The sequence below is a fragment of the Enterobacteriaceae bacterium Kacie_13 genome (genome assembly GCA_013457415.1).
GTDB lineage: Bacteria > Pseudomonadota > Gammaproteobacteria > Enterobacterales > Enterobacteriaceae > Rahnella.
On record CP045665.1, the window covers coordinates 227458 to 239692 of the forward strand.

10 protein-coding genes, 4 tRNA genes and 1 other RNA gene are annotated in these 12235 nt (G+C 54.0%); all 15 read left to right on the forward strand.

Annotated elements, in window-relative coordinates; translation table 11 throughout:
• Positions 1–34: 34 nt before the first annotated feature.
• The 15 genes from wzzE (at position 35) to GE278_01100 (ending at position 12161) form a co-directional block, all read left to right on the forward strand.
• Entirely contained in the window at positions 35–1087 is a 1053-nt protein-coding gene (wzzE, locus tag GE278_01030; protein ID QLK59445.1) for an ECA polysaccharide chain length modulation protein, read from the forward strand.
• Entirely contained in the window at positions 1084–2214 is a 1131-nt protein-coding gene (locus GE278_01035) for a UDP-N-acetylglucosamine 2-epimerase (non-hydrolyzing) (protein ID QLK59446.1), read from the forward strand. The genes wzzE and GE278_01035 overlap by 4 nt, the downstream gene beginning before the upstream one ends.
• Positions 2211–3473, forward strand: a complete 1263-nt coding sequence (gene wecC, locus GE278_01040; GenBank protein ID QLK59447.1) for a UDP-N-acetyl-D-mannosamine dehydrogenase — start codon at positions 2211–2213, stop codon at positions 3471–3473. Before GE278_01035 ends, wecC begins: the two co-directional genes overlap by 4 nt.
• Positions 3440–4168 (forward strand): dTDP-4-amino-4,6-dideoxy-D-galactose acyltransferase, encoded by a 729-nt coding sequence (gene rffC, locus GE278_01045; protein QLK59448.1) that lies wholly within the window; start codon positions 3440–3442, stop codon positions 4166–4168. The genes wecC and rffC overlap by 34 nt, the downstream gene beginning before the upstream one ends.
• A gap of 4 nt (positions 4169–4172) precedes the next feature.
• Positions 4173–5303 carry a dTDP-4-amino-4,6-dideoxygalactose transaminase gene (gene rffA, locus GE278_01050; protein ID QLK59449.1) on the forward strand — a complete coding sequence of 377 codons (1131 nt, stop codon included), beginning with the start codon at positions 4173–4175 and terminating at the stop codon, positions 5301–5303.
• A 1-nt stretch (position 5304) separates the two neighbouring features.
• A complete protein-coding gene (gene wzxE, locus GE278_01055; protein QLK59450.1) occupies positions 5305–6555 on the forward strand; it encodes a lipid III flippase WzxE in 1251 nt (416 codons plus the stop codon).
• Positions 6552–7634, forward strand: a complete 1083-nt coding sequence (locus tag GE278_01060) for a TDP-N-acetylfucosamine:lipid II N-acetylfucosaminyltransferase (GenBank protein QLK59451.1) — start codon at positions 6552–6554, stop codon at positions 7632–7634. Before wzxE ends, GE278_01060 begins: the two co-directional genes overlap by 4 nt.
• Positions 7631–9004, forward strand: a complete 1374-nt coding sequence (gene wzyE, locus GE278_01065) for an O-antigen assembly polymerase (protein ID QLK59452.1) — start codon at positions 7631–7633, stop codon at positions 9002–9004. Before GE278_01060 ends, wzyE begins: the two co-directional genes overlap by 4 nt.
• The gene (gene rffM, locus GE278_01070; GenBank protein QLK59453.1) at positions 8994–9737 is read left to right on the forward strand and encodes a lipopolysaccharide N-acetylmannosaminouronosyltransferase; all 744 of its coding nucleotides are present in this window, start codon (positions 8994–8996) and stop codon (positions 9735–9737) included. Before wzyE ends, rffM begins: the two co-directional genes overlap by 11 nt.
• Before the next feature lie 244 nt (positions 9738–9981).
• Positions 9982–11376 carry an amino acid permease gene (locus GE278_01075; protein ID QLK59454.1) on the forward strand — a complete coding sequence of 465 codons (1395 nt, stop codon included), beginning with the start codon at positions 9982–9984 and terminating at the stop codon, positions 11374–11376.
• Between the two features lie 143 nt (positions 11377–11519).
• Positions 11520–11596: transfer RNA gene (locus GE278_01080), tRNA-Arg, on the forward strand.
• Positions 11597–11667: 71 nt separating this feature from the next.
• Positions 11668–11743: transfer RNA gene (locus tag GE278_01085), tRNA-His, on the forward strand.
• A gap of 31 nt (positions 11744–11774) precedes the next feature.
• Positions 11775–11860 (forward strand) — tRNA-Leu (locus GE278_01090).
• Between the two features lie 59 nt (positions 11861–11919).
• A tRNA-Pro gene (locus GE278_01095) sits at positions 11920–11996 on the forward strand.
• Positions 11997–12032: 36 nt separating this feature from the next.
• Positions 12033–12161, forward strand: a non-coding RNA gene (locus tag GE278_01100) — RtT sRNA.
• The last annotated feature ends 74 nt before the right edge of the window (positions 12162–12235 follow it).

Consider the following 12235-nt stretch of genomic DNA (forward strand, 5'->3'; position numbering starts at 1 on the left):
AACCCGAGGCTTACTGGCTGTGGATAAATCAGAAATGACAAGTAACCAGAATGAACGCGCCATCGAAAATGAACTCGATATCCGCGGCCTTTGCTGCACTTTATGGAACGGTAAGTTCTGGATTGCGGGTCTGGGGATCCTCTTCGCTCTCGTGGCGCTCGGTTCGTCCTATCTGATGAAGCAGGAATGGAGTGCCACCGCGATCACCGATCGTCCGACGGTGAACAACTTGTCGTCCTATTTCTCTCAGGCGCAGTTCCTGCGCAATCTGGATATGCGCAATGCGCCGCAGACGGACTCCAGCCGCCCGCCGATTTCTGATGAATCCTATAACGAATTTGTGATGCAGCTGGCGGCCTACGACACCCGCCGCGATTTTTGGCTGCAATCGCCCTATTACAAACAACATCAGGAAGGCGATGCGCGTGCAGATGCTGTCTTGCTTGATGATCTCGTTAACGACATTCAGTTCACCCCGCGTGATGGCCTGAAAGTCCCAAACGACATCGTTAAACTGACCGCAGATAACTCCGTCGATGCCAATAAGTTATTGCGCCAGTACGTGAATTTCGCCAGCGCCCGTGCCTCACAACATCTCTATGATGAACTTCAGGGCGCATGGGCTGCGCGTACGCAGTCGATGAAAGCGCAGGTGAAGCGTCAGGAGGAAGTTGCTCAGGCTATTTTCAAGCGTACTGCGAACAATACCGAGCAGGCGCTTAAAATCGCCCAGCAGCAGAATATCAATAAGAGTGTGACGGATACGCCAGCCGAAGAATTGCCGGACTCCGACATGTTCCTGTTAGGCGTCCCGATGTTGAAAGCGCGTCTGGAACTGCTACAAGCTTCCGGTCCGGGGTACGATCTGGAGTATGATCAGAATCGCGCGATGCTTTCTACGCTAAATGTCGGCCCGACGCTGACCGCAAAGTTTCAGACTTACCGTTATCTCAGAACGCCTGAAGAACCTGTAAAACGTGACAGCCCGCGCCGCGTATTCTTAATGATCATGTGGGGTGTTGTCGGTGGTTTAATCGGGGCGGGCGTTGCCCTGACGCGTCGTAAAAATAAGAGAAACACATTGTGAAAGTGTTGACGATTTTCGGCACCCGTCCGGAAGCCATAAAAATGGCGCCGCTGGTGCATGCTTTGTCGCAGGATGCGGCATTTGAATCCAGAGTTTGTGTCACGGCGCAGCACCGCGAAATGCTCGATCAGGTACTGCGTTTGTTTGAAATTTCACCCGATTATGACCTCGACATCATGAAGCCGGGGCAAGGTCTGACTGAAATTACCTGTCGCATTCTGGCCGGGCTGAAACCCGTGCTGGATGATTTCAAACCGGACGTCGTCCTGGTTCATGGCGATACGACGACTACGCTGTCAGCCAGTCTGGCAGCGTTTTATCATCAGATCCCGGTCGGTCACGTTGAAGCCGGATTACGTACCGGTGATCTTGCCTCGCCGTGGCCGGAAGAAGCTAACCGTCTGCTGACGGGGCATCTGGCTACGTGGCATTTTGCACCGACCGAAAATGCCCGCGCGAATTTGCTGAAGGAAAATATTCCTGCTAAAGGAATTTACGTCACCGGCAATACGGTGATTGATGCTTTACTGTGGGTCAGGGATCGCTTTAGCGTCGATACCTCTCTGGCGCAACAGCTGGCGGCAAATTACCCCTTCCTCGATGGCGACAAAAAACTGATTCTGGTTACCGGCCATCGTCGCGAGAGCTTTGGCGGCGGGTTTGAGCGGATTTGCTCCGCGCTGGCCGATATCGCCCGCCAGCATCCTGATGTACAAATCGTTTATCCGGTTCACCTCAATCCTAACGTCAGTGAGCCGGTAAACCGTATTCTGCATGGTATTGATAACATTGTGCTTATCGATCCACAGGATTATCTGCCGTTTGTCTATCTGATGGATAAGGCCTATCTCATCCTCACCGATTCTGGTGGCGTGCAGGAAGAAGCGCCGTCGCTGGGCAAACCGGTGCTGGTGATGCGTGAAACCACGGAGCGCCCGGAAGCCGTCGAGGCCAAAACGGTCAGGCTGGTCGGAACGGATCCCGCCAGAATTGTGGAAGAAGTGAACCGCCTTCTGACGGATGAAAATGAATACAACAGCATGAGCCGGGCACACAATCCTTACGGTGACGGTCATGCGTGTCACTCTATTCTTGAAGCACTGAAAAATCATTGGGTATCACAATGAGTTTTAATACGATCTCTGTTATCGGACTGGGTTACATCGGTCTGCCTACTGCCGCCGCGTTTGCTTCGCACCAGAAAAAAGTGGTCGGCGTGGACATCAATCAGCACGCGGTCGACACCATTAACCGCGGGGCAATTCATATTGTCGAACCCGATCTTGATCTGCTGGTGAAGCAGGCCGTCGAAGACGGATTCCTGCGCGCCGTGACCACACCGGAACCCGCAGACGCTTTCCTGATTGCCGTACCCACGCCCTTCAAAGGCGATCATCTGCCAGACATGAAATTTGTCGAATCCGCCGCACTTTCTCTGGCGCCGGTGCTCAAAAAAGGCGATTTGATCATCCTGGAATCGACTTCACCCGTTGGTGCGACCGAGAAAATGGCCGCGTTGCTGGCAGAAGTGCGTACCGATCTGACCTTCCCGCAGCAGGTGGGCGAGCAGGCAGAGATCAACATCGCTTACTGCCCGGAGCGCGTTTTGCCGGGCCAGGTGATGGCCGAGCTGATTAAAAATGACCGCGTCATCGGCGGCATGACGGCGGTGTGTTCGCAGCGTGCGAGCGAGCTTTACAACATTTTCCTCAAAGGCGAGTGCGTCGTCACCAACTCCCGCACTGCTGAAATGTGCAAGCTGACCGAGAACAGTTTCCGCGACGTGAACATAGCGTTTGCCAATGAGTTGTCGCTGATTTGCGATGCGCAGGGCATCAACGTGTGGGAGCTGATAAGCCTGGCGAACCGCCATCCTCGCGTGAATATTTTGCAGCCGGGACCGGGCGTAGGAGGTCACTGTATCGCCGTCGACCCATGGTTTATCGTCGCGCAAAACCCGGAGCTGGCACGCATTATCCGCACAGCGCGGGAAGTGAACGACAGTAAGCCGCATTGGGTGGTCGATCGCGTGAAAGCGGCGCTGGCAGATTGCCTGACCACGACCGGCAAACGCGCTGCCGATGTCAAAATCGCCTGCTTTGGTCTGGCGTTTAAACAGAATATTGATGACCTGCGCGAAAGTCCGGCGGTTGAAGTCACGCATCTTATCGCCGACTGGCACGCCGGTGAAACCTGGGCTGTCGAGCCTAACGTTCACCAGTTGCCTGCTTCACTTGCTGACAAAGTGACGTTACATGCGCTGGATGATGCACTGAAAAACGCCGATCTGCTGGTGATGCTGGTCGATCATGCTCCCTTTAAAGCGATCCCCGCCGCGCAGGTTGAGCAGTCATGGATCGTGGATACCAAGGGTGTATGGCGATAAGTCTGCGCGGCAAAGTTGATTTCCTCCGCTGGGAGAGTGAATTCTTCCAGTTGCAGAGCGCGAAGCTGACGCTCGATGTCGCCGCGCCTGAAGTGACGCCACAGGATTTTGCGCCGTATGCACTGGTGCAGGCGAAAGTGGACGCCCATCTGATGGATACGCTGGATGCCCTTTCGACGCTGGGTTTCCGGCTGGCGGAAGGTGAAACCGACGTCTGTGTGGCGATCAATCCGCAGGACACCGGGCTTGCTGCCGGGCGTCTGGCCGTGCCGGAGGAGATTGCCGATGTGGCGAATATCGCCCGACAGGCATTCCGGTTCAGCCGTTTTCGTGCGCCCTGGTATCACCCGCAGGACAGCGCGCGTTTCTACGCAATGTGGGCGGAGAAAGCTGTACTTGGCACCTTCGATCATCTCTGCCTGTGGGGCGATGATGAAGAGGGCAACGAACTGGGTTTTGTTACGCTCCGACGGCTCTCGCCGGAAGAAGCAAGAATTGGCCTGCTTGCCGTCAGACCTGAATATCAGGGGCGGGGAGCGGGCAGGAAATTAATGGCGGCTGCGAAACAGTGGTGTGCTGAACAGGGAGTGTCGCGTTTACATGTCGCCACTCAATCCGGCAATCTCGCGGCCTTAAACCTTTATCTCGCCAGCGGTGGCAAAATCACCCGCATGGCATACTGGCTTTACAGGTGAAACAATGATCCCTTTTAATGCGCCTCCGATCGTGGGTACTGAAATTGATTTCATGCGTGAGGCGATGAGCAGCGGCAAATTATGCGGCGACGGCGGTTTTACCCTGCGCTGCCAGCAATGGTTCGAGCAACGTTTTCACTGCCCGAAAGTGTTGCTGACGCCGTCCTGTACAGCTTCTCTTGAGATGGCTGCCCTGCTGCTCGATATCCAGCCCGGCGACGAAGTTATTATGCCGAGCTTCACCTTTGTTTCCACCGCCAATGCATTTGTGCTGCGTGGCGCGAAAATCGTGTTTGTCGATATTCGCCCGGACACGATGAATATCGACGAAACCCTGATTGAAGCCGCCATCACTGACAAAACCAAAGTGATTGTGCCCGTGCATTACGCCGGTGTGGCCTGTGAAATGGACACCATCATGGCGCTGGCCGAAAAGCATCGACTGTTTGTGGTAGAAGATGCCGCGCAGGGTGTGATGTCGACCTACAAAGGCAAAGCGCTCGGCACTATCGGCCATATCGGCTGTTTCAGTTTCCACGAAACCAAAAACTACACTGCCGGTGGCGAAGGTGGTGCGACGCTGATTAATGACGCAAAACTTATCGACCGCGCAGAAATTATTCGTGAAAAAGGCACCAACCGCAGCCAGTTCTTCCGGGGCCAGGTGGATAAATACACCTGGCGCGATATCGGCTCAAGCTATCTGATGTCGGATTTGCAGGCCGCATATCTGTGGGGAAATCTGGACGATGCGGAGAAAATTAACCAGCGCCGCCTTTGCATCTGGAATGAGTATTACGAAGCCTTGCAGGATCTGGCCGATGCCGGTCGTATCCAATTGCCGGGAATTCCGCAAGATTGCGTGCAGAACGCCCACATGTTCTACGTGCGCCTGAAGGATATCGAAGACCGTGATGCCTTTATCCGCCACATGAAAGCTGCGGATATTCTCACCGTCTTCCATTACATCCCACTGCATGCCTGCCCGGCGGGTGAAAACTTTGGCCGTTTCGACGGCATTGACCGCTTTACCACGCAGGAAAGCGAACGTCTGGTGCGTCTGCCGTTGTTCTACAACATGACCGACGACACCCAGCGCCTGGTGATTGCGGCTATGCTGCAATACTTCGCCTGATATGTCGCTGGCAAAAGCCTCTGTCTGGACCGCAGGCTCAACGCTTATCAAAATTGGTGCCGGGTTACTGGTCGTCAAACTGCTGGCGGTGGCGTTCGGACCAGAGGGTGTCGGGCAGGCGGGGAATTTCCGTCAGATGGTCACGGTGCTGGGCGTATTGTCCGGTGCAGGGATTTTCAACGGCGTTACCAAGTACGTCGCGGAGCACCACGAAAACCCTGAGCGGCTCAAAGCGGTTCTCGGCACGTCGTCATCACTGATTTTAGGCTTCTCAACGCTGCTGGCGGCGGTGTTTCTGCTGGCAGCAGCGCCGGTAAGCGTCGGGCTGTTCGGGCATGATCGCTATCAGGCTGTGGTTCGTGCTGTGGCCTTTATTCAGATGGGCATCGCCTACGCCAACTATTTTCAGGCGATCCTGAAAGGCTATCGCGATGCGATGGGCAACGCGTTGGCGGTCATCGGTGGCAGCCTGATTGGATTGCTGGCCTACCTCCTGTGTTTCAAACTCGGCGGTTATGAAGGCGCGCTGGCCGGTCTGGCGTTAGTGCCTGCGCTGGTGATTATTCCTGCTGCGGGCATGCTGTGGCGGCGCAAATTCTTTCCGCTGGCATATCTGAAGCCGGGCTGGGATCGTTTTATCGCCGGCCATCTGGGCAAATTTACGCTGATGGCGGTGATCACCTCCGTCACCATTCCGGTGGCGTATGTGATGATGCGAAATCTGCTGGCAGCACATTACAGCTGGAAAGAGGTGGGGATCTGGCAGGGTGTCAGCAGTATTTCCGACGCCTACCTGCAATTTATCACCGCATCTTTCAGCGTGTATCTGCTGCCGACGCTGTCGCGACTGAAAGACAAACAGGCGATTTCCCATGAAATTGTCAAGTCGCTGAAATTCGTGCTTCCCGCTGTTGCCGCCGTCAGTTTTACGGTCTGGCTGCTGCGGGATTTCGCTATCTGGTTGCTGTTTTCCAAACAGTTTATTGCGATGCGCGATTTGTTCGCCTGGCAGCTGGTTGGCGACGTGCTGAAAGTCGGTTCGTATGTTTTTGGGTATCTGGTGATCGCCCGTGCGTCTTTGCGTTTTTACGTGCTGACTGAAATCAGCCAGTTCGCGCTACTCACCGGATTCTCACACTGGCTGATCCCGATTCACGGTTCCCTGGGCGCTGCGCAGGCGTATATGGCGACGTATATCGTCTATTTCGCGCTGTGTTGCACCGTATTTCTTCTTTATCGTAGACGAGCATGACAACGCTGATTCACGTTTTGGGATCTGACATCCCCCACCATAATGTCACCGTACTGCGCTTTTTTAACGACGTGCTGGCCGAATGCGCGCCTGAAAAGCTGATTTGCCATTTTATGGTGGCGGCGAAAGACGCTTCAGCGTTTGCTGAATTCACGCGTTTGGATATCCGCGTTTATCCCGATAAAAAATCGCTGGCGGCGGCGGTAATCTCCCGCGCACAAGAGCGGACGCACCGCTTTTTCTTCCACGGGCAGTTTAACCCGACGCTCTGGCTGGCCATCCTGACCGGCAAAATCAAATCGCAACAGGTGAGCTGGCATATCTGGGGCGCGGATTTGTATGAATCGGCAGGTAGTCTCAAATTTCGGCTGTTCTATATGCTGCGCCGTCTGGCTCAGGGACGCATCGGGCATGTTTTTGGCACGCGCGGCGATCTGATTCATTTCCATCAGCGACACTCACGCGTTCCGTCATCTTTACTCTATTTCCCGACGCGTATGGATCCGGCGCTGACGCAGTCGGCAGACCTGCCGGAGCCGCAAGGGCCGATGACGGTGCTGGTCGGTAATTCCGGCGATCGCAGTAACCGCCATATCGAAGCGCTGCGATCCTTGCATCAGCAGTTCGGAGCCGATATTCGCGTGATTATACCAATGGGATATCCCGCTAATAATCAGCCGTATATCGACCAGGTGCGGGCAGAAGCATTGAGGCTTTTTGCTCCTGACCATGTTGAGCTGATGACCGATGCGATGGCGTTTGAGGATTACCTCAACGTGCTGCGTCGCTGCTCGCTGGGCTATTTCATTTTCGATCGACAGCAGGCGATTGGTACCCAATGTTTGCTGATCCAGTTCGGTGTGCCGTTTGTGGTCAGCCGGCAGAATCCGTTTTGGCAGGATCTGGCGGAGCAGCACTTGCCGGTGTTGTTTTACGGTGACGTACTGGATGCGAAAACCGTGGCCGAGGCGCGTCGCCAGTTACTCAATACCGACCGGCGGAACATTGCTTTCTTTAATCCGAATTACATTACCGGCTGGCAGCAGGCTCTGCTGCTGGCGGCGGGAGAGGCATCATGACGCTGTCACAGTTAGGTGGCTTGTCTTTGGTTTACGCGCTCTCGCTAATGTTTATCCTGACGCTGACCTATAAAGAATTCCGCCGTGTGCGTTTCAACTTCAACGTCCTGTTTTCGTTGCTGTACCTGCTGACATTTTATTTCGGTTTTCCACTGACCTGTGTGCTGGTTTTCCAGTTTGATGTCAAAGTGGTGCCGGTGGAAAACCTGTTGCAGGCCATGCTCGCCGCCACCTGTTTCTACGGCATTTACTACGTCAGTTACAAAACGCGGCTAAAAGCCAGGCATGACGGGCCTTCACGGGCGATATTCAACATGAACCGGGTGGAGACGCATCTGACATGGATCCTGCTGGCGCTGATTGCAGTGGTCACCGTATCCATCTTCTTTATGCATAACGGTTTTTTACTGTTCAAGCTGAAGTCTTACAGTCAGATTTTCTCCAGCGATGTTTCCGGTGTGGCACTCAAACGTTTCTTCTACTTCTTCATTCCGGCCATGCTGGTGGTATTTTTCCTCAAACCTGACGTTCGCCGCTGGCTTTTTTTCCTCGCCAGCACTGTGGCGTTTGGCTTCCTGACCTACGTAATTGTCGGCGGCACACGCGCCAATATCATTATCGCTTTTGCGTTGTTTTTGTTTATCGGCATTGTGCGCGGCTGGATCTCGTTGTGGATGCTGGCGGCCGCGGGCGTGCTGGGGATTGTCGGGATGTTCTGGCTGGCGCTGAAACGCTACGGCCTGAACGTCAGCGGCCCGGAAGCGTTTTATACCTTCCTGTACCTGACGCGCGATACTTTCTCACCGTGGGAAAACCTCGGGCTGCTGTTGCAGAACTACGACAAGATCAGCTTCCAGGGCCTCGCGCCGATCGTGCGCGACTTCTACGTCTTTATCCCGAGCTGGCTGTGGCATGATCGCCCGAGCGTGGTGCTCAACTCCGCCAACTATTTCACCTGGGAAGTGCTGGATAACCATTCCGGCCTGGCTATCTCCCCGACGCTGATTGGCTCTCTGGTGGTGATGGGCGGCGTGTGGTTTATTCCTCTCGGTGCCGTCGCCGTGGGCATGATCATCAAGTGGTTTGACTGGCTGTATGAGAAAGGCAAAGCTGATGCGAATAAGTATAAAGCAGCGATTCTACAAAGTTTCTGCTTCGGCGCAGTCTTCAATATCATCGTGCTGGCCCGTGAAGGCGTGGACTCCTTCTTCTCGCGGGTGGTGTTTTTCTGTGTCGTGTTCGGTGCCTGTCTGGTCGTGGCCAAATTGTTGTACTGGATGCTGGACGCTGCGGGACTGATCCGTGCCAAAATGCCGCGCAATGAAAACCTCATCGGGAAGGTAGCTGTCAGGAAAGCCAATGAACTCTGAAAAAAATAACATTCCACACTACGACATACGCGGAATAAGCCTCTGGGGCTTTCGCGATATGACGCATTTTCTCGATTATTTGTTTGCCGGTCATCAGGTGAAAACCGGTGCGCTGGTGGCGATGAATGCTGAGAAAGTACTGACCGTCGAAAGTAACCCGGAACTCAGCGCGCTGATTGGGCAGGCAGAATATAAATACGCTGACGGGATTAGCATTGTGCGCGCCATCCGCAAAAAATATCCGCAGGCGAAAGTGTCACGCATTGCCGGCGCGGATTTGTGGGAATGCCTGATGCAGCGAGCAGGCGAAGAAGGCGCGCCGGTGTTTCTGATTGGCGGTAAACCTGAGATTCTGCAACAAACCGAAGATAAGCTGCGCGCCCAGTGGAACGTCAACATTGTGGGCAGCCAGAACGGATACTTCACGCCGGATCAGCGCGATGCGTTATTTGAGCGGGTGAAAGCCAGCGGCGCGACGATCGTGACCGTTGCGATGGGGTCACCGAAGCAGGAAATCCTGATGCGCGACTGCCGTATTTTTCATCCGGATGCATTGTATATGGGCATCGGTGGCACTTACGACGTCTTCACCGGGCATGTGAAACGCGCCCCAAAAATCTGGCAGAAGATGGGGCTGGAGTGGTTGTACCGCCTGATTTCGCAACCGAGCCGTCTGCGGCGTCAGCTGAAGCTGCTCAAATTCGTCCGCTATTACTACACTGGCCGTCTGTAATTCCCTTCGCTGCCCTGCTTACCCCTCAGGGCGGCGCGTTACCTCTCATTTCTCTCTTCTCCTCAGTGCAATTTGCAGTCTGTCTTGCCTATCAATGCGTATCTTTCTCAATTGTGGTTTGCAACTGGTTTGAAAATACGAAACCATTACGCCGTTTTTCCGCCGTCTGCGGGGGATCTCACAATAAAAATAACATTCCGGTCATTCCGGAAGGCAAACACCAACACTGAGAAATTGAGGATCTATGGCGAATCAAGAAGAGAAAGGTGGGCTACACCGCGGGCTGGAAGCCCGGCATATTGAGCTTATCGCGCTGGGCGGCACTATTGGTGTCGGGCTATTTATGGGCGCGGCGAGTACGCTGAAGTGGGCGGGACCTTCGGTGCTGCTGGCGTATATTCTGGCGGGGATTTTCGTCTTCTTTATTATGCGCTCGATGGGCGAGATGTTGCATCTGGAGCCGGTGGCCGGTTCATTTGCGGTTTATGCGCACAAATACCTCGGGCCGTACTATGGCTATCTGACGGCGTGGAGCTACTGGTTTATGTGGATAGCGGTGGGGATCTCAGAAATCACCGCCATCGGAGTATACGCGCAGTACTGGTTCCCTGAATTACCACAGTGGATCCCGGCGCTGATGGCCGTGGCGATTGTCGCTGCCGCCAATCTGGCCGCCGTGAAACTTTACGGTGAGATGGAGTTCTGGTTTGCGCTAATCAAAATCACCACCATCATTGTGATGATTGTGGTTGGCCTGGCCGTTATCTTCTTTGGTTTTGGTAATCACGGTGAACCGGTCGGCTTTGCTAATCTGACCGCACACGGCGGTTTCTTCGCCGGTGGCTGGAAAGGGTTCCTGTTTGCGCTGTGTATCGTCGTTGCGTCTTATCAGGGCGTCGAACTGGTGGGCATCACCGCCGGTGAAGCGAAAAACCCACAGGTGACACTCAAGCGTGCCATCAATAATATCCTGTGGCGTATCCTGATTTTTTACGTGGGCGCGATTTTTGTCATCATCACGATCTTCCCGTGGAATGAAATGGGGACGCACGGCAGCCCGTTCGTGCTGACGTTTGCGAAGATTGGCATCGCCTCGGCGGCCGGCATCATCAACTTTGTGGTGCTGACGGCGGCGCTTTCCGGTTGTAACAGCGGCATGTACAGCTGCGGGCGCATGCTCTACGCGTTGTCTAAGAATCGCCAGTTACCCGCATTTTTGAGCAATGTCTCAAAAAGTGGTGTACCGGTGTATGGCATTGCGATCACCATTTTGTGCCTGCTGGTCGGTTCATGTCTGAACTACCTGATCCCGAATCCCGAGAAAGTCTTCGTTTATGTTTACAGCGCCAGCGTTCTGCCGGGCATGGTACCGTGGTTTGTGGTGCTCATCAGCCAGCTGCGTTTTCGTGAAGCGCATAAAGAGAAACTGAAAAACCATCCGTTCAAATCAATTCTGTTCCCTTATACCAACTACCTGACGCTGATTTTCCTCGCCTGCGTGCTGGTGGGTATGGCAATTAACCCTGATACGCGCGTTTCTCTGCTGGTAGGGGGTATTTTCATCGCGGGAGTGTCCCTGATATACTTCGGACTTGGCATGCATAAGCGTGCTGCGCTGACGGCGGAAAAGGCAAAATAACGTCGTAAGTCATGGGTGGGGAAGGTAAGGCGCTTACTTTTAGTGCGTATTGGACAAAGCGTAATCAAACGCAATATTTCTGATAAAAAGCACTAGACAGCTAGTCGTTAAAACCGTAGTATCCCCACCCGCAACGGCGCTAAGCGCCCGTAGCTCAGCTGGATAGAGCGCTGCCCTCCGGAGGCAGAGGTCTCAGGTTCGAATCCTGTCGGGCGCACCATTAAGTTTGCGCTAGAGTTGCGGTGGTCTTTTTGAAGTTGAACAGTCCACGATGTAGAAGAGTTTGAAATGGTGGCTATAGCTCAGTTGGTAGAGCCCTGGATTGTGATTCCAGTTGTCGTGGGTTCGAGCCCCATTAGCCACCCCAAATTTTTTAAATGATTTTGTGATTGTGACATGCGATGGTGGCGGAATTGGTAGACGCGCTAGCTTCAGGTGTTAGTGTCCTTTGGATGTGAGGGTTCGAGTCCCTCCCTTCGCACCACACACAAAAAGCATTTAAATGATGCAGTTAGCGTCAAGAAGTAGTAAGATGCACGACATCGGCGAGTAGCGCAGCTTGGTAGCGCAACTGGTTTGGGACCAGTGGGTCGGAGGTTCGAATCCTCTCTCGCCGACCAATTCGAAAAAACCTGCTTTTTTAAAGCAGGTTTTTTTTCGCCTGTCGTTTATGAGGATGAGAACCTCCGAAGGAGGTTTGAGCCGAGCGAAGCGAGACAACGTTGCTTTAGCAACGGCCCGCAGGGCGGGCATCGAAGATGCCAGTAATCCTCTCTCGCCGACCAATTCGAAAAAACCTGCTTTTTTTAAAGCAGGTTTTTTTTCGCCTGTCGTTTATGGCGCAATTTCCTCAATTCCC